15 protein-coding genes are annotated in these 17,559 nt (G+C 45.5%); 14 read left to right on the forward strand and 1 reads right to left on the reverse strand.

Annotated elements, in window-relative coordinates; all coding sequences use genetic code 11:
- Positions 1-62: 62 nt before the first annotated feature.
- Entirely contained in the window at positions 63-1,649 is a 1,587-nt protein-coding gene (locus ACQRBN_RS05770; protein WP_427738027.1) for a transposase, read from the reverse strand.
- 331 nt (positions 1,650-1,980) lie between these two features.
- Between ACQRBN_RS05770 and ACQRBN_RS05775 the strand changes: the two genes are divergently transcribed.
- The 14 genes from ACQRBN_RS05775 (at position 1,981) to ACQRBN_RS05840 (ending at position 17,529) form a co-directional block, all read left to right on the forward strand.
- A complete protein-coding gene (locus ACQRBN_RS05775) occupies positions 1,981-3,333 on the forward strand; it encodes a TrkH family potassium uptake protein (RefSeq protein WP_427738028.1) in 1,353 nt (450 codons plus the stop codon).
- Between the two features lie 77 nt (positions 3,334-3,410).
- Positions 3,411-4,058, forward strand: coding sequence for a potassium channel family protein (locus tag ACQRBN_RS05780; RefSeq protein ID WP_427738029.1), 648 nt, complete (start codon positions 3,411-3,413; stop codon positions 4,056-4,058).
- A 26-nt stretch (positions 4,059-4,084) separates the two neighbouring features.
- The gene (locus tag ACQRBN_RS05785; protein WP_427738030.1) at positions 4,085-4,621 is read left to right on the forward strand and encodes a hypothetical protein; all 537 of its coding nucleotides are present in this window, start codon (positions 4,085-4,087) and stop codon (positions 4,619-4,621) included.
- Positions 4,622-4,678: 57 nt separating this feature from the next.
- The gene (locus ACQRBN_RS05790; RefSeq protein WP_427738031.1) at positions 4,679-7,288 is read left to right on the forward strand and encodes a DUF4118 domain-containing protein; all 2,610 of its coding nucleotides are present in this window, start codon (positions 4,679-4,681) and stop codon (positions 7,286-7,288) included.
- A complete protein-coding gene (locus ACQRBN_RS05795; protein ID WP_427738032.1) occupies positions 7,281-7,982 on the forward strand; it encodes a response regulator in 702 nt (233 codons plus the stop codon). The genes ACQRBN_RS05790 and ACQRBN_RS05795 overlap by 8 nt, the downstream gene beginning before the upstream one ends.
- A gap of 236 nt (positions 7,983-8,218) precedes the next feature.
- Complete coding sequence (locus ACQRBN_RS05800; RefSeq protein ID WP_427738033.1) at positions 8,219-8,962, forward strand: 5-oxoprolinase subunit B family protein; 744 nt, start codon at positions 8,219-8,221, stop codon at positions 8,960-8,962.
- On the forward strand, positions 8,963-9,916 hold the full coding sequence (locus ACQRBN_RS05805; RefSeq protein WP_427738034.1) for a biotin-dependent carboxyltransferase family protein: 954 nt from the start codon (positions 8,963-8,965) through the stop codon (positions 9,914-9,916).
- A gap of 17 nt (positions 9,917-9,933) precedes the next feature.
- Positions 9,934-10,389: an acetyl-CoA carboxylase biotin carboxyl carrier protein gene (gene accB / locus ACQRBN_RS05810; protein ID WP_427738035.1), complete on the forward strand. Its 456-nt coding sequence runs from the start codon at positions 9,934-9,936 to the stop codon at positions 10,387-10,389.
- A 5-nt stretch (positions 10,390-10,394) separates the two neighbouring features.
- Entirely contained in the window at positions 10,395-11,738 is a 1,344-nt protein-coding gene (locus ACQRBN_RS05815; RefSeq protein WP_427738036.1) for an acetyl-CoA carboxylase biotin carboxylase subunit, read from the forward strand.
- A 51-nt stretch (positions 11,739-11,789) separates the two neighbouring features.
- On the forward strand, positions 11,790-12,749 hold the full coding sequence (locus tag ACQRBN_RS05820; protein WP_427738037.1) for a D-2-hydroxyacid dehydrogenase: 960 nt from the start codon (positions 11,790-11,792) through the stop codon (positions 12,747-12,749).
- Positions 12,750-12,811: 62 nt separating this feature from the next.
- Positions 12,812-13,567, forward strand: a complete 756-nt coding sequence (locus ACQRBN_RS05825) for a LamB/YcsF family protein (protein WP_427738038.1) — start codon at positions 12,812-12,814, stop codon at positions 13,565-13,567.
- Positions 13,568-13,600: 33 nt separating this feature from the next.
- A complete protein-coding gene (locus ACQRBN_RS05830) occupies positions 13,601-14,935 on the forward strand; it encodes a dicarboxylate/amino acid:cation symporter (RefSeq protein WP_427738039.1) in 1,335 nt (444 codons plus the stop codon).
- 170 nt (positions 14,936-15,105) lie between these two features.
- Positions 15,106-16,497 carry an alanine/glycine:cation symporter family protein gene (locus ACQRBN_RS05835; RefSeq protein WP_427738040.1) on the forward strand — a complete coding sequence of 464 codons (1,392 nt, stop codon included), beginning with the start codon at positions 15,106-15,108 and terminating at the stop codon, positions 16,495-16,497.
- A 117-nt stretch (positions 16,498-16,614) separates the two neighbouring features.
- The gene (locus ACQRBN_RS05840) at positions 16,615-17,529 is read left to right on the forward strand and encodes an AEC family transporter (RefSeq protein ID WP_427738041.1); all 915 of its coding nucleotides are present in this window, start codon (positions 16,615-16,617) and stop codon (positions 17,527-17,529) included.
- The last annotated feature ends 30 nt before the right edge of the window (positions 17,530-17,559 follow it).

A 17,559-nucleotide genomic window follows, 5' to 3' on the forward strand; every position in this document is an offset into this window, starting at 1 on the left:
TGAGAATGATTTCATTAAAAATAAGTGCACTTAATAAAGACTATGTGGATAACACATTATCTTTAAGCTGCTAACTGGAAGCGTTGTTTCTTATTATGATACTTATACAGATTAAAGCCACAAGAAATCAGTGTAAGCTCCAAAATAACATTTTTCTCGCCTCTTCGAAATAGCCTTTTGTAAGATCTATCCCATTTCAGAATACCGAATGCACCTTCTGCTTGAATACTTCTGTTCATTCTCAGAAGTGCTCCGTGTACGGATTCGAGGTTTGAAATTACCTCCTGATGAATCGAGGTCAACTCTTGATTCATACGGATTGTCCTGTTGCCTGATGTCTTCGGACAACATTCTTTTTTATATGGACATCCTTCACATGATTCACATTCATAGATTTCTTCTGTTCTACCATATTTATTCTTATACACATGACGGTTGTATTTGAAAATGAATTTCCTTCCGTTTGGGCATATGAGATTTCCTACTTCGTCTTGTTTAAAATTCACTGCACGGTATGGGTTTTCGTAATACTTTTTATCTGTTGTTTCCTTTTTGAACATAGTAAATTTCATATATTTTTCCATTCCATGCTCTTCGCAATAAAGATAATTATTGTAGGAACCATATCCTGCATCTGCAACTGGATACTTTGGATAATGTCCATAAGTTTTGTGAAATTTTTCCATCAAGGGAACAAAGCATTCCATATCAGATGCGTATGGTTTTACGTCAACTACTGCAATATATTCATCACAGATAGCTGCCTGAAGATTATATGCTGGAAGTAACTGATCATTTCCCATATAGTCTCGTTTTAATCTCATAAAAGTAGCATCATGATCTGTTTTAGAATAACTATTTCGTTCATCTCCACATATTTCTATATGACGTGCATAAGTTTTCAATCGTTCAAGATATCCCTGTAATTCTTGATACTGTTTTTGTTGAATGCTTTTTCTGTAACCACAACCGGAAACAAACGCGGATTCATTCAGATTTGTTCCCGTTTTGTACATTTCCAGCAGTTCAGAAACATAATCGATTGCATACTCCTCGCGCTTTTCAAGCTTCACACCTAAATATCCAAGAACCTCTTTGTTCATGGCATCAATCAGAAGCGATATCTTGTTAAAAACCTTTTCTCGATTCTTAGTACAGGATTTTTTCCATACCCAGGTATAGCGGTTTGCATTCGCCTCTATTTTAGTACCATCAATATAGGTATGTTCCAAGTCAACATGCTCTTTTTCGAAAATATATGTATTTACATCCATGAATATTTGTTCTATAGAATTCGTCAGTTCATTTCGGATGATATTTCCGAAGGTGGCAAAAGAAGGGGCCTTCATACCATCGAGAAGATACATGTATCGAATATCATTTCTACAGAGTTTTTCAATTTTTCGCAGAGAACAGATACCATGTTCCATAAATGCAAAGAGTATTACTTTGAGGAGTTTCTGTTCATCACATCTTGGGCGACCTGTTTTGTATCCTTTCTCTACAAAATATTTTGATAGATCGATGTGATTCATAACTTCGCAAAAAGTATATACCGGATCAGAGATATCAATTAATTTTTCTATTTCCAATGGTAATTTCAGCTGACGAATGGTATAATTACCATTGGTATTTTTGTTTAGTAGCATAAATTAATTATACCAAAAAATCGCTCAGGCCTCACGGTCTGGGCGATTTTTCTTTAGGAACTTATTTTACAGCCCCTTTTGTACCGCCGTGCCATTCGGGAAAAAAAGATATTAACGCCGTCTTAACGGAGAATTACTCTTCTTAATGCAAAATTTTAATCCTTTGTGCTGAAGGTTAACCTGATGTTAGATGGTATCCTGAGCAAATAGATAAGGAACCTGCCAAAATCTTTATGCGGTCTTAATATGAATGCGAAGACTTTTTTACCTTCTTTATCTTACCTGACGTATATTAAGATAAAATAAAGAGGTGTAAAGGAATTTTTTACATATGAACAAGCTTATACATAAAGACAGAGGTGTGCATAGGAAAAAGAAACTCACTTCCTTTCAAATCATCATCCTTGGATTCTCCAGCGTAATATTGATCGGTACGGTATTTTTGATGCTCCCGGCGGCTTCGGAAGAGGGAGTGGCGACTCCGTTTCTGGAGGCCTTATTTACCTCGACTTCTGCAGTCTGTGTGACGGGGCTGGTCATTCACGATACGGCGACGTACTGGTCGGATTTCGGACAGATAATATTGATGATGCTGATTCAGATTGGCGGCATGGGAGTGATCACTGTGGCGGCTTTATTCTCTATCCTTTCGGGACGTAAGATATCTCTAATGCAGCGCAGTACAATGCAGGAAGCAATCGCAGCGCCCAAGGTAGGCGGTATCGTGCGGCTGACAGGATTCATCATTCGTACAGCGTTATGCATCGAATTGCTCGGAGCAGCTCTGATGGCGCCTGTATTTATCGGTGACCATGGCGCCAGGGGAATCTGGATGTCGCTGTTCCATTCGGTGTCCGCATTCTGTAACGCAGGATTCGACTTGATGGGAATCCGGGAGCAGTTCTCTTCGTTGACGGACTATGCACAAGAACCGGTGGTCAATGTGGTAATCATGTTGTTGATCGTGATCGGTGGGATCGGATTCCTGACGTGGGACGATATACGGATGAACCGATGGCGTCTGCACCGGTACCGGATGCAGAGCAAGGTAATTTTAAGTATGACAGCTGCGCTGATCCTGGTTCCGGCTTTATTTTTCTATTTTTACGAATTCAGTGCCTGGGCGCCCGGAGAACGCATACTTGTGTCGCTGTTCCAGTCGGTCACGCCCCGTACTGCAGGATTTAATACGGTGGAGTTGAATGGGATGAGTGAGGCGGGGCTGTCGGTGATGATCGTGCTGATGCTGGTTGGCGGTTCGCCGGGATCTACGGCGGGCGGTATGAAGACGACGACGGTAGCGGTGTTGTTCGCTGCGGCGGTTTCCACATTCTCCAGAAAAGAGGATACACATCTGTTCGGACGGAGGGTAGATCTGGGGGTAGTAAAAAATGCGGCGACGATTCTGCTGATGTATGTCACTTTATTTTTTGCCGGCGGTCTGGTCATCAGCATTACAGAAGGACTTCCACTCATGGACTGCCTGTTTGAGGCGGCTTCCGCGATCGGTACGGTGGGACTTTCTCTGGGGATCACGCAGGAGATTGGGACCTTGTCCAGATGCATCCTGATCCTGCTGATGTTTTTCGGACGCGTGGGCGGCCTGACACTGGTGTTTGCAGCGGTGTCCGGGACGAATACGAATGTGGTAAGGATGCCGAGAGAGAAGATTACCGTAGGATAGACGATGGGAGACGATCGTTCGTATCAGATAGATTACAGCAGAACAGATCACAGAAGATTAAGGGAGGTAACGCGAGGATGAAATCTATATTACTTATCGGGCTGGGGCGTTTTGGAAAGCATGTAGCCTTGCAGCTGAATCAGTTAGGGCATCAGGTTATGGCGGTGGATCATGTAGAAGAACGGGTAGAGGAAGTATTGCCGTTTGTGACCAATGGGCAGATCGGCGACAGCACGAATGCGGATTTCCTGGAGTCTCTGGGAATCCGTAATTATGACGTGTGCATTGTGGCGATCGGAAATGATTTCCAGAGTTCGCTGGAGACCACATCTTTGTTAAAGGAACTGGGTGCAAGCCTTGTGGTGTCCAGAGCAGCTCGGGATGTGCAGGCGAAGTTCCTGCTGCGCAACGGCGCGGACGAGGTTGTCTACCCGGAGAAACAGATAGCGAAGTGGACCGCTATTCGGTATAGTGCCGACCATATTCTGGATTATATAGAACTGGACGACGAACATGCCATGTTCGAGATCCCGGTTCCTGCAGGATGGGCGGGACGTTCGGTGGGGCAGATTGATATACGGAAGAAATACCACATCAATATTATGGGAATTAAAAAAGGAGGAAAACTGGAACTGCCGGTATCTCCGGATACTATTCTGGAGGCGGGAGAGACCATGCTGGTACTTGGGAAGAACAAGGATCTGCATAAATACTTCCACATATAAGGCGGAATCTGGGAAAGCGGGGTGAGATGATGCAAGAGTTACTGTTACTTGCCGCGATGACTTTGATCATGATTTTTGGAGGAGTGGTTCTGAAGAATCTGGATGGATTCCTTGAGAGGAACCGAAAGGAACAGGAGGCCAGAGAGCAGAAATGCTGGCTGTGGATCGGCTGTTCCAATCCGCTTGCTGCGGAGAGTATTGCGGACGTTTTTGACAGATGTTCGGCAAAATATCCGGGGATGTCCGTTCATATCTTTAGTGGAACAGAGGAGGAACTGGAAAAAAGATTACATGCCGGACTGCTGGATGTTATTTTTTTATCGGAACATGCAAGCCTTTTCTTTGAGAATCCTTTCAATAACCGGCGGGTCCTGTTAGAGATGGCTCCTGTTCATACAAGATATGATGGAATCCCAGTAGAACCGATCGCAGGAGGAGATTTGCCGCAGAAGGCGTTCTGGTCGAAGAAGAATCCTGCGACTGCGTATCTGGTACAATGCCTGGAAGAGCAGACGCTGGCGGCAGAAACAAAAAATAGAAAGCACGGACAGAAGATGGTATAATAATGCGCGAACAGAGCATACTCTGATTGACTTATCGTGGGAGGAGAATCAATAGAAATGCCAAAACAATATGGAAAACTTAGAATATTTTTCGGATATGCCGACGGTGTGGGAAAGACCTGCGCCATGCTTCGGGCGGCGCGAACAGAGCAGGAAAGAGGCGCCGCCGTGGCAGTGGGGTATCTGGAATCTCACGGAAGGACGAAGACCGAGGCTCTTGCGGATGGTATTGAGAGGCTGCCGGTCAGAAGGATATCCGGCGAAGGAGGCTTCCGGGAGGAGTTGGATATTGACGCGGCGCTTAAGAGCGCCCCGGATCTGATTCTGCTTGATGAACTTGCTCATGCCAACGGACCGGGAAGCCGTCATGCAAAAAGATATCAGGATGCACAGGAATTGTTAAATGCGGGGATCGACGTATACACAACGATGAATGTCGCGGATCTCGAGAGTCTGAATGATACGATAGCCCCACTTGTTGGCGGCGCTGCCCGGGAACGGATTCCAGACTCCGTATTTGACCGGGCGGACCGGGTGGAATTGGTAGATTTGGAGCCGGACAGGCTGTTTCGCCGTATGGATCAGGAGAAAACGGATGCAGGCTTAACGGCGGAGCATCTTGCTGCGCTTAGAGGGATCGCTCAGCACCGATATGCGGATTGGGAGGAACTGCACCACTGTAAAGACGCTGCTTCGGGGCAGAATTTTTACCATACGGACGAACATATCTTAGTGTGCCTGTCGCCTTCGCCGTCAAACCCTAAGATCATCCGGGCGGCGGCAAGGATGGCGATGGCGTTTCGGGGGGACTTTACTGCATTGTATGTACAGACGCCGGAAGAAGAAGTTATAGATGGGGCGGATCAGAAGCGGCTGCGCGAGAATATACGTCTGGCAGAACAGCTTGGCGCCGCCGTAGAGACCAGTTACGGAGAAGATGTCCCTTATCAGATCGCCGAATTCGCAAGACTCTCCGGAGTGTCTAAGATCGTGATCGGACGAAGCAGTGCGGCGCGTAAGAGTATCTTCAGCAAGCCGTCCCTGACGGAGTGCCTGATTGCAGCGGCTCCGAATCTGGACGTCTATGTTATCCCGGACGCTTCATCGGCGGATCAGCGGCGAGAACAGAAAAGGGGATGGCTTGGAATGTTTTCCATGCCGGTAAAGGATATCGGGAAAACGATCCTTGTGTTGCTGGTGGCTACGCTGATTAGTTATCTGTTTTACGGGCTTGGGTTTACCGAGGCAAATATCATCAGCGTATACATATTCGGGGTACTGGTAGTATCGGTGGTTACAACGAGCAAGATCTGCGGTATGGTCTCGTCTTTGGTAAGTGTGTTAGTGTTTAACTTCTTCTTTACGGTACCGCGGTTTACCTTTCATTTCGATGATTCGTCCTATATCGTTACTTTTATGATCATGTTTATGATCGCGCTCCTGACGGGGTCGCTGGCAACTAAGTTAAAGGATAACGCGCGGCAATCCGCCAGATCTGCATTCCGGACGAAAATCCTGTTTGAGACGAACCAGATCCTTCAGAAGGAAGAGGATGAAGAGGCGGTGGTTAGCGCGACGGCAGAACAGATGATGAAACTTTTGCAAAAGGATCTCGTGATCTATCTTCCCAAAGGGGAGGGATTGTCCGAACCCAATGTATACCGAACAGTGGGGAGCGCTTGTGTGGATCTGACCGATGAGGATGAGAAAGCAGTTGCTATATGGGTATTCCGTAACAATAAGCGGGCGGGCGCTACGACGGATACCTTGTCGAATGCCAGATGTCTGTATCTGGCAATCAGAGCCAGCCAGAAGGTATACGGGGTCGTAGGAATCGCCATGGAAGGCGTGCCGCTGGAGGCGTTCGAGAACAGCGTGCTGCTCTCAATCCTGGGCGAGTGTGCGCTTGCAATCGAGAGTATTAAAAATGCGCGCGAAAAAGAGGCGGCAGAGATATTTGCGAAGAACGAACAGCTCCGTGCCAATCTGCTCCGGGCGATCTCTCACGATCTGCGTACGCCGCTGACATCGATTTCCGGCAATGCTAGCAATCTGATGACAAATTACGATAAACTGGAGGATGGGGCAAGACAGAGGATATTTACAGATATCTATGATGATTCGATGTGGCTGATCAATCTGGTGGAGAATCTGCTGGCGGTAACCAGGCTGGAGGGCGATCAGGTTAAGCTGAATCAGTCGGTGGAACTGATGGATGAAGTGATTGCAGAGGCGCTTCGCCACATTGGAAGGAGAAGTAAGGAACATCATATCCGTGTGATTGCTTCGCAGGAGTTGCTGCTTGCGAAGATTGACGTAAGGCTGGTCGTTCAACTTCTAATCAATTTGATCGACAATGCGGTCAAATATACGCCGGCAGGCTCTGATATTGTGATCTGCATAGAGCGGAAGGATGGGTGGATCGTAACGGAAGTCCGTGATAACGGGCCGGGAATTGCTAAGGAACAGAAGGCACATGTCTTTGAGATGTTCTACAGTGGGGCGAATAAAGTCGCGGACAGCAGGAGAAGCTTAGGACTTGGACTTTCACTGTGCAGAGCGATCGTTACCGCCCACGGTGGTACGATTACGGTAACTGATAATCAGCCGAAAGGAACTGTTTTTACATTTACATTACCAGCAGGGGAGGTTGAACTGCATGAATAAACCATTGATCTTAGTTGTAGAGGATGATCCGCCGGTGCGCAATCTGATTACGACTACATTAAAAACCAATGACTACCGTTATCTGTCTGCGCCGAACGGTGAGACGGCGCTCTTAGAAGCGTCTTCCCATAATCCAGACATCATTCTGATGGATCTGGGGCTTCCGGATATGGACGGCATAGAAGTAATCAAGAATGTACGGTCCTGGTCGAATCTGCCGATTATCGTGATCAGCGCCAGAAGCGAGGATACGGATAAGATCGAAGCCCTGGACGTGGGGGCGGATGACTACCTTACCAAGCCCTTCTCTGTGGAGGAACTGCTGGCAAGACTTCGCGTGACCCAGCGCAGGCTCTCTTATATGACTGCGGAGATGCTGGCGTCCAGTTCCGTATTCATCAACGGGAAACTGCGGATAGATTATGCCGGGGGCTGTGCCTACCTGGAGGGGCAGGAACTGCATCTGACACCTATTGAATACAAACTGTTGTGTCTGATGTCTAAGAATGTGGGAAAAGTTCTGACGCATACATTCATCACGCAGAATATCTGGGGACGAAGCTGGGATAACGATGTGGCATCCTTACGCGTATTTATGGCGACTCTGCGGAAGAAACTGGAGCTGGATGCTGATTCACCACAGTACATCCAGACGCATATCGGTGTTGGATACCGGATGATGAAGGTAGAATAGATAAAAGAATCAAAGACGAAAAGGGAGTGTATCAGCATGTAGCTTGATACGCTCCCTTTTCATGTGGGCAGTTGTTATAGTTTTGCTGAAAAAATAAAAAATTTTAATATATTATAGTTAAATAATTCATTTTTTTTAAAATACGCCTTGTGTTATACTGTAACTAATCAATAAAGGGAACGGCAATAATACAATATTTTATAGTAAAAATTACAAAAGGAAAGGAAGAATATCAGATGGAAGCAAAATTTCTGCTGGTAGGCGAGTCGGCTGTATCTATCCAGATGGGAGATGTGATCAGCCTGGAAGTGAATCAGAAAGTAAGAGGGTTAATGCAGAGTCTTCTCGATGACCCTGTAGACGGAATCAAAGAGATGGTTCCAACTTATGCCTCATTAATGGTTCACTACAGACCTGAGGTGATCAGGTACGAGGAATTGAAGAAAGAGATTAAGAAGCGCATGGAGAATGCGGGGCAGGCTAAGGAGCAGTCCAGTATTGTGAAGGAGATTCCGATCTGCTACGAAGGAGAATTGGCACCGGATCTGGAGGATTGTGCAAGATTCGAAGATATCTCTATCCAGGAATTCATCCGTATGCATTCGGAACATGAATACTATACATATATGCTTGGATTTGCACCTGGTCATGCGTATAAAGCAAGATTCGAGGAACCGTTCCATTTTAAGAGAAGAGAATCTCCAAGAGTAAAGATTCCGGGAAGAACGATTGTAGCCCAGACGAATCAGTCCAACTTAATTCCGTTCCCACAGCCATGTGGATGGAATATCGTAGGTACCACGCCGTGCGAGGTCTGTGACTATTCCAAGGAAGATCCGTTCCTGGTGCATGCAGGTGACTGGGTAAAATACATGCCGGTTACACGGAGTGAATATGATGCGATCCGCAGAGACGTGGAAAAAGGAACCTATCGTGTGAATACCTATACCCGCAAGGGCAATGAAAAGGCGGTGAAATAAATGGGAATTGTAGTAGAGAATCCGGGAATACTGACAACAGTGCAGGATGAGGGACGTTTTGGATACCAGCAGTTTGGTGTATCACCGGCAGGACCGATGGATACACAGTCCTTCTATCTGGCGAATATATTAGTTGGCAATAAGAGAAGCGAGGGCGTTCTGGAGATGACATTCCAGGGACCAACCTTAAGATTCGAGAAAGATATCATCGTTGCGATTACCGGAGGAGATCTTAAGGCAACACTTAACGGAGAACCGGCACCGATGTATCAGGCATTCCTGGTACATGCAGGAGATGTTCTTTCCTTTGGAATGATCAGCGGAAATGGACGTATCGGTTATCTTGCATTCGCAGGAGGTTTAGATATACCGCTTGTAATGGGAAGCAAATCGACCCTTATGAGAAATAATCTCGGTGGTGTTCACGGAAGAAAACTGGAAAAAGGTGATGTGATCGGATTCGCGAATCCGAAGACAGAACTGCCGAATATGGAACTGCGTAAGCTAGAGCCGGAAGTATTCCCGAAGAATGAGATTACATTAAGAGTTGTTACCGGTCCGCAGGATTCTGAATTTACCGAGAAAGAACTGAAGCGTTTCTTCTGGTATGGAGCAGAGATTACCAACGAGTTCGACCGTATGGGATGCAGACTGAAACGTGAAGAGCCTGTACAGCACAAAGGCGATGGAAACATTATTTCCGACGGAATCGCATTCGGATCTATCCAGGTACCGTCCAATGGACAGCCGATTATCATGCTGGCTGACCGTCAGAGTACCGGTGGATATACGAAGATTGGAACCGTTATTGCAGTAGACCTTCCGAAATTGGCACAGAGTGTTCCGGGATACAAGGTACGTTTCATCAGAGTTGGAATCGAACTGGCACAGAATCTGTATATTCGCAGACTGCAGCAGTTTAAGAGTCTTGAGAAGCAGTTAGGACAGAGATAGAAGTTAAGAAGCAGATAGTGAGGAACGTTGAAATGGAATATGAGAAGATTATAGAATTGATCCATGAAATAGAGCATTCCAGTATCACAGAGTTTCAGCTTCAAAAGGGAGAGTTCCAGATATCTCTGAAAAAGCAGGGATGTGCGGAGCCGACAACAGCGGATATACCGAAAACGGTACATAAGGAACTGGAAGCAGAGCCGAAGAAAGAAGCAGAGGAAGCCTCTATCAAAGAAGGAGTGATCATCAGATCACCTATGGTAGGAATCTTCCATGCATCTGCATCACAGGATAAGAAAGATATAGTTACAACAGGTCAGACAATTGAAGAGGGACAGGTGCTCGGAGCAATCGAGGCAATGAAGATGATGAATGACGTAGTGGCAGGATGTTCCGGAACGGTAACAGAAGTTCTCGTAGGCGATGGGGAACTGGTAGAGTATGGACAGCCATTATTCGTAATTGAGGGATAGGAATCATGTTTAGAAAAATATTGATTGCCAATCGTGGTGAGATTGCAGTGCGCATTATACGTGCCTGTAGAGAGATGGGAATCCATACGGTCGCAGTTTACTCGGAAGCAGATGCGCACGCAATGCACACCCGCCTTGCGGATGAGGCGGTATGCATCGGTCCGGCGGCTCCATTAAAAAGTTATCTGGATATGAACCAGATCTTGAGCGCGGCAATCGCCACGAAGGCAGAGGCGATACATCCGGGATTCGGATTCCTTTCGGAGAATGCGGAATTTGCAGAACGGTGTGCGAAGTATAACATCGCATTTATCGGACCGTCTGGTCAGTTGATTGATAAGATGGGGAATAAGTCCGAAGCCAAACGAACCATGAAAGAAGCGGGCGTTCCGGTAGTTCCTGGAACAGACAGCCCGGTATATGAAGCAGAGGATGCGCTTGAGAAGGCAAGACAGATCGGCTTTCCGGTTATGATTAAAGCATCTTCAGGCGGCGGAGGAAAGGGAATGCGCCTTGCTTATACTGAGGAGGAATTCTTGGCAGGATTTCGCTCGGCACAGCAGGAATCCATTAGTGCATTCGGAGATAATACCATGTATCTGGAACGTTATGTCCAGTCTCCACGCCATATAGAAGTACAGATTATGGCAGATAAGTATGGCAATGTAGTCCATCTTGGAGAGAGGGACTGTTCCATTCAGAGACGCCATCAGAAGATGATAGAAGAGTCACCATGTGCATTCATTTCACAGGAATTGAGAGAGAAGTTAGGTGAGACAGCAGTACGGGCAGCCAAGGCAGTCGGATATGAGAATGCCGGAACGATAGAGTTCCTGCTGGATCAGTCCGGAGAGTTCTTCTTTATGGAGATGAACACCCGTATCCAGGTAGAGCATCCGATCAGCGAACTGGTATCGGGGGTAGACCTGATCAGGGAGCAGATCCGTGCAGCAGCAGGCTTGCCGCTGAGCGTAAAACAGGAAGATATTATCTTACGGGGACATGCGATCGAGTGCAGAATCAATGCGGAAGATCCGGTGCATAATTTCATGCCTTGTCCGGGAACTGTGAAGAAGATGCACCTTCCGGGAGGAAATGGTATCCGTATGGATACGGCGATCTACCCGGGATATACGATACCGCCTTATTACGATTCTATGATCGTAAAGGTAATCGCATATGACAGCGACAGACAGGGCGCGATCAGGAAGATGATCAGCACGCTGGGGGAATTGGAGATTGAAGGTGTGAAGACGAACCTGAATTTCCAATATGATATATTGAATCAGGAGGATTTCCGAAGCGGAATGTTCAATACTGATTTTATCGAGAGTCATTATGAACTGTAAAATATAGCGATATATTTTATAAAAATACACAAAAATGGAGGAGTTAGAAACATGAAGATTGTAGTATTGGATGGTTACACATTGAACCCTGGCGACATCAGCTGGGAAGGAATGGAAGCATTCGGAGAAGTAACAGTATATGACCGTACACAGCCGGAAGATATTGTTGCACGCATCGGAGATGCAGAGGTGGTATACACCAACAAGACACCATTAACAAGAGAGACATTTGACGCATGCCCGAACATCAAGTTTGTAGGTGTTCTGGCAACAGGATACAACATTGTGGATATCGAGGCGGCTAAGGAAAAAGGAATCCCGGTATCCAATATCCCTACATACGGAACAGCAGCAGTATCCCAGTATGCAATTGCTTTACTTCTGGAACTGTGCCACCACATCGGAGAGCACTCTGACTGTGTAAAGAAGGGTGACTGGACCAATAATCCGGACTGGTGCTTCTGGAACTACCCATTGGTAGAACTTGCTGGAAAGACGATGGGTATCATCGGATTCGGACGTATCGGACAGGATACAGGTAAGATCGCACAGGCTCTTGGAATGAAGGTATTAGCATTTGATGCATACCATAATCCGGCTCTGGAGACAGAGACTTGCCGCTATGCAGAACTTGATGAACTGCTGGCTGAGTCAGATGTAATCTCACTTCACTGCCCGTTATTCCCATCTACAGAGGGAATCATCAATAAAGACACAATTGCAAAGATGAAGACAGGCGTTATGATCATCAACGATTCCAGAGGTCCATTGATCGTAGAGGAAGACTTAAGAGATGCTCTTAACAGCGGCAAAGTAGCAGGAGCAGCAGTAGACGTAGTATCTACAGAGCCTATCCAGATGGATAACCCGCTTCTTCAGGCTAAGAACATGATCATCACTCCACATATTGCATGGGCTCCGAAGGAATCTCGTCAGAGACTGATGGACATTGCAGTAGCGAACCTGAAAGCATATGTTGACGGGGAGCCGCAGAACGTTGTAAATAAATAAGTTCTGCAATCAGATACGGTAAGAAAGACATTTTCATATACAAAACGAAAGGAGAAAAAGAAATGTATAGTGTTGATCTTAACAGTGACATGGGAGAAAGTTTCGGCGCGTATAAACTTGGCGGCGACGAGAATATTATCCAGTATGTTACAACAGCAAATGTTGCATGCGGATGGCATGCAGGAGATCCAATGGTAATGGATAAGGTAGTGCGTATGGCAAAAGAGCGCGGTGTAGTAGTAGGCGCACATCCAGGATATCCGGATCTGATGGGATTCGGACGCAGAAAGATGGTTCTGTCATTCCAGGAAGTAAAGAACTATGTAAGATACCAGATCGGAGCATTGGCTGCATTTACACAGAGTTATGGAATGAAACTGAATCACGTAGCACCACACGGAGCAATGGGTAACCAGTGCCAGTATGATGAAGAGATCTCTACTGCAATCGTAGAAGCAATCGCAGAGTTCGACAAAGACCTGATCGTTTACTACTGTGCAGGAGCGGTTCTTGGTGATATCGCAGAGAGCAAGGGACTTCGTACAGCATCTGAGATCTTCGCAGACAGAGCATACATGGATGACCTGTCTTTGGTGCCAAGAAAGATGGAAGGATCAATGATCACAGATGAGGATATTGCAATCCAGCGTTGTGTAAAGATGATCAAAGAAGGAAAGGTAACTTCTATTAACGGTAAAGAACTTGACATCAAGGGTGATACACTCTGTGTACACGGAGATGGACCGAAAGCCTTAGCATTTGTCCAGAGAATCAGGGAGACATTTGCACAGGAAGGTATTGAGATTAAGCATCTGTAAGAATACATTTAAAGATGAAGGAGTGAAAGAAAGATGGGTAAAGAAAACAAAAAACAGGCATCAATTGTTAGAAAGATGATGATTGCTCTTATAGGTGGTCTGGTGGTTGGAATCGGCTTCCTGTTACTAAGAGAGAATGTATTATCTGAGTCTGCATGGAATTGGGTGAACTGGCTTCTGTTCGTAGATATCACTACTGAAGCTAGCGGTATTGGTCTTTTCTATATTGCAGGACAGATCTTCATGAGAGGGCTGCAGATGGCAATCGTACCGCTGGTACTGGTATCCTTAAGCCTTGCGATGTGTAGTATCTCTAACTCTACAAAACTTGGACGTATTGCAGGACGTTCTTTGCTGGGATTCTTCGGATTCTACGTATGTGGTGCGGCGTTAGCATGTGTGATTGCATCCGCAGTTAAGAATCTTGGATTTTTCAACGTTACACTTCCAAGTGATGGTGTAGCAGAAGCAGCAACAATTGATGCATTCAATCCGTTGGCGGTTGTTGTAAATGCATTTACCTCTAATATCGTATCTGCATGCAGCACGAACAATAGTATCCTTGCAGTTGTAGTTATTGCTATTATCCTTGGTCTCTGCCTGAATCAGATGGGAGAGAAAGGAAAGCCTCTGAAAGACGTATTAGAGACATTAAGTGATATTATCAATATGTGGCTTACATTCCTGATCAACAAGATCGGACCAGTTGCGATCTTCTGTCTGATCTCCAGAACATTCGCTATCTATGGTGTAGAGTATCTGGCGCCTGTGGCAGCATATGTTGTAGCAGCAATGCTGACGCTGTTCTTGCTGGTTGTAACCCTGTACCCACTTGGAATCTGGCTTACAACAAGATTGAATCCATTGCAGTTCTTAAAGAAGATTGCGAAAGTCGGAGTATTTGGTTTTTCAACCAACTCTTCAGCAGCATGTCTTCCACTGAATACAAGAACTTGTATCGATGAACTTGGATGCAGCGAAGAGATTACTAGTTTCGTACTTCCTACCGGTATGACTATCAACATGAACGGAACGACAGTTATGCATATGTTTGCAGTTACTTTTATCGCAACGGCAGCCGGACTGGATGTAACACCAGCCAACATGGCAGTTATGGCATTCTTGTCAATCTGTGCGGCAGCAGGAACACCGGCGATCCCGATTGCAGGAACGACCATGATCTTCACAGTATTATCTGGTATGGGGTGGACAACAGAATTGTGCCTGATTGGTTACTCTTTGGTAGTTGCTATTAACCGTCCGGTTGAGATGGCTTTGCTTCCACTGAACGTTATTGGTGACGCAGCAGTTAACGTAATCGTTAATGCAAAAGAGAAAGCACTTGATCTTAAGAAATACAACTCATAGACGGTTTGGGACGTAGTAAAGTGCAGTTTTACTACGTCCTAAACTGAAAAAAGTGGTGTACCTAATTAGCAAATGTGGTGTACCGCCATAGAAGCAACGGATTTGTTTCAAGTCTGTTGCTTAAAAAATACCTATTTCGTGTCAAATTTTTAACAACTTGGAGGATTATTATGGAAACACTAATGACCGTGCTGGAAAAAGTCCAGTCATTTATCTGGGGACCGCCGACATTGATATTGCTTATGGGAACTGGATTATATTTTACTTACAGATTAAAAGGGCTTCAACTTCTGAAATTCCCGAAAGCAATGAGAAGTATCTTTGAAAAAGAAGAGGGTGCCGGGGATGTGTCCGCATTTGCTACACTGTGTACGACGCTGGCGGCTGATATCGGAACCGGAAGTATCGTGGGTGTGGCAACAGCACTTAGAATTGGTGGACCGGGAGCAATGTTCTGGATGTGGGTATCCGCAATATTGGGAATGACAACGAAATATGCAGAGGCGCTTCTGGCAGTAAAATACCGTATCACCGATGAGAATGGACAGATTGCCGGAGGACCGATGTACTATATCCAGAATGGAATGGGTGAGAAGTTTAAATGGCTTGCGAAACTTTTTGCTTTCTTTGGAATCGTAACTGCACTGTTGGGCTGTGGTACATTCCCACAGGTGAATGCAATTACGGAATCTGTCAGTGATTCCTTTGGAATACCAGTAATCGTTATTGGTGTGATCGTAACAATTTTAACAGCAGTTGTTACACTTGGCGGTATTCAGTCTATCTCTAAAGTAGCACAGTTTGTAGTACCGTTTATGGCAATCTTTTTTATCGGCGGATCTTTTGTGATACTGGCTGTAAATTATCAGGCAATTCCGGGAGCATTTGGCGAGATCTTCCGTTGTGCGTTCTCTAAGGAATCTGCACTTGGCGGTGCTGCAGGTACCGGAGTTATCACTTTCATGACGGCGATGAGAACCGGTGTTGCAAGAGGTGTCTATACAAACGAGGCGGGACTTGGAAGTTCTCCAATTGTTGCAGCAGCGGCTAAGACGAATTCTTGTGTAAAGCAGGGATTGATCTCTATGACGAGTGTATTCTTCACCACACTTGTAACCTGCTCTATGACGGGACTGGTAATCATTTCCAGCGGGCTTCTGGATAATAGTTCGCTTAGCGGAAGCGTGCTGGTAACCAAGGCGTATAATATGGGGCTTCCATTTGATATAGGTATGTATATGGTTGCAATCGGTATTATCTTTTTCTCGTTTACAACAATTCTTGGATGGAATTACTATGGTGAAAGATGTATGCTGTATCTGACTGGAAGTACGAAGAGTATTAAGGGATTCAAGGTTGTGTATATTCTTGCGATTGCAGTTGCACCGTTCCTGACACTGGAGCCGATCTGGCTGTTGGCAGATATTACGAATGCGCTGATGATTATCCCGAACTTGATTGCTCTGATTGGACTGCGTAAAGTAGTTGTGGATGAGACGGAGAAGTATTTTGATCGGGAAGAAAGAACGAAGATATATGCGTCAAAAACAGTGACGCAGTAGTGGATGGGGACGTAGTAAAATGCAGTTTTACTACGTCCCAAACTGGTAAATGTGGTGTACCTAATTGACAAATGTGTTGTACCCAAACAGACTCTAAAAGAAAGGGAGAAAGTTGAGATGGATTTCTTTACACAGATGATACATTTGCAGTTTACATTGTTCTTGCTGATACTTATAGGAATATTCCTGAAAAGAAAGGGGATTATCTCTGATGCGGGGCAGAAGACGTTGTCAGATCTGACAGTGAACATTATACTTCCCTGTAATATCATAGAGTCATTTTTAGGGGAGATCGATATCTCTGGAGAGTTCTTCAAGAATTGCGTGGGTGCCTTTATAGTTTCTTTAGCAATTCAGATATTTAGTATTCTGGTTGGTAAGTTCTTCTTTTGGAAGTTTGATTCCGGGAAAAAAAACATATTTACTTATGGACTGATTGTGTCGAATTCTAGTTTTATCGGGCTTCCGATTATTAACAGCCTATATGGCAGCTTAGGAGTTCTGTATACATCCATCTTCCAGATTCCGGTCCGGGTAACCATGTGGTCTTCTGGTCTTGCGTTGTTCACGGATGTGGATAGGAAAGAGGCGTATAAGAAACTGGTGAAGCATCCATGTATTATTGCTATTGTGATTGGTATTGTGTTGATGGTATGTCCATTTGAATTGCCAGTGTTTGTGGATAATACGATGGCAAGTATCAGCAAATGTATGGTACCGATCTCAATGCTGGCGATTGGATCGATGCTGGCGAATTCGAAAGTGAAACAGTTGCTAGATCCATCAGTATTGTATTATTGCCTGATCCGTCTGGTGGTATATCCGCTGTTGACACTGGCTGCTCTGCGAGGCTTACAGGTTGACCGGATGTTGGCGGATGTGACGGTACTCCTGACGGGAATGCCGATGGCAGGGACGACCGCTATACTGGCAGATAAATACGGGCGCAATTCCGAGTTCGCCTCTCAGACGATATTCGTGTCTACGTTGCTGTCAATTGTTACGCTGCCGCTTTTGTCCCTGCTGCTGTAATTAGGGACAGGGTAAATCGAATTAGGGACA

The organism is Bariatricus sp. SGI.154 (genome assembly GCF_050313795.1).
GTDB lineage: Bacteria > Bacillota > Clostridia > Lachnospirales > Lachnospiraceae > CAMBRQ01.

Coding starts and splice junctions, on each gene's coding strand:
- ACQRBN_RS05775 (WP_427738028.1), top strand. CDS start 1,981: ATGAACAAGCTTATACATAAAGACAGAGGTGTGCATAGGAAAAAGAAA.
- ACQRBN_RS05780 (WP_427738029.1), top strand. CDS start 3,411: ATGAAATCTATATTACTTATCGGGCTGGGGCGTTTTGGAAAGCATGTA.
- ACQRBN_RS05785 (WP_427738030.1), top strand. CDS start 4,085: ATGATGCAAGAGTTACTGTTACTTGCCGCGATGACTTTGATCATGATT.
- ACQRBN_RS05770 (WP_427738027.1), bottom strand. CDS start 1,649: ATGCTACTAAACAAAAATACCAATGGTAATTATACCATTCGTCAGCTG.
- ACQRBN_RS05795 (WP_427738032.1), top strand. CDS start 7,281: ATGAATAAACCATTGATCTTAGTTGTAGAGGATGATCCGCCGGTGCGC.
- ACQRBN_RS05820 (WP_427738037.1), top strand. CDS start 11,790: ATGAAGATTGTAGTATTGGATGGTTACACATTGAACCCTGGCGACATC.
- ACQRBN_RS05840 (WP_427738041.1), top strand. CDS start 16,615: ATGGATTTCTTTACACAGATGATACATTTGCAGTTTACATTGTTCTTG.
- ACQRBN_RS05790 (WP_427738031.1), top strand. CDS start 4,679: ATGCCAAAACAATATGGAAAACTTAGAATATTTTTCGGATATGCCGAC.
- ACQRBN_RS05835 (WP_427738040.1), top strand. CDS start 15,106: ATGGAAACACTAATGACCGTGCTGGAAAAAGTCCAGTCATTTATCTGG.
- ACQRBN_RS05815 (WP_427738036.1), top strand. CDS start 10,395: ATGTTTAGAAAAATATTGATTGCCAATCGTGGTGAGATTGCAGTGCGC.
- ACQRBN_RS05830 (WP_427738039.1), top strand. CDS start 13,601: ATGGGTAAAGAAAACAAAAAACAGGCATCAATTGTTAGAAAGATGATG.
- ACQRBN_RS05805 (WP_427738034.1), top strand. CDS start 8,963: ATGGGAATTGTAGTAGAGAATCCGGGAATACTGACAACAGTGCAGGAT.
- ACQRBN_RS05800 (WP_427738033.1), top strand. CDS start 8,219: ATGGAAGCAAAATTTCTGCTGGTAGGCGAGTCGGCTGTATCTATCCAG.
- ACQRBN_RS05825 (WP_427738038.1), top strand. CDS start 12,812: ATGTATAGTGTTGATCTTAACAGTGACATGGGAGAAAGTTTCGGCGCG.